The organism is Halomonas sp. MES3-P3E (genome assembly GCF_002836035.1).
Classification (GTDB): Bacteria; Pseudomonadota; Gammaproteobacteria; order Pseudomonadales; family Halomonadaceae; genus Vreelandella; species Vreelandella arctica.
This window is the reverse complement of sequence record NZ_PJBT01000168.1, coordinates 1-326: the sequence shown is the minus strand read 5'-3', so window position 1 is coordinate 326 and position 326 is coordinate 1. Positions and strand designations below refer to the sequence as shown.

General features: G+C 55.5%; 1 rRNA gene. It reads left to right on the top strand.

Annotated features, from left to right (window positions below):
- Positions 1-208 precede the first annotated feature (208 nt).
- Positions 209-324 (top strand): 5S ribosomal RNA (gene rrf / locus CXF87_RS12500).
- Positions 325-326: the final 2 nt, after the last annotated feature.

Below are 326 nucleotides of genomic sequence, written 5' to 3'. Positions count from 1 at the left end.
TGATAGGCACGGTGTGGAAGCGCTGCAAGGCGTTGAGCTAACGTGTACTAATGGCCCGTGAGGCTTGACCCTATAACACCCAAGGGGTCTGGTCGCGATGATGACGCAACATTTAAAACACCGGATACGCAGCGTGTGGCCTAGCTCAAGAAGAGCAGGCGGCACAATGAGACGATCGCAAACAGCATGATGTACATAGCCAGTTACGCCTGACGACCATAGCACGCGTGAACCACCTGATCCCTTGCCGAACTCAGCAGTGAAACCGCTTAGCGCCGATGGTAGTGTGGGGTCTCCCCATGCGAGAGTAGGTCATCGTCAGGCAC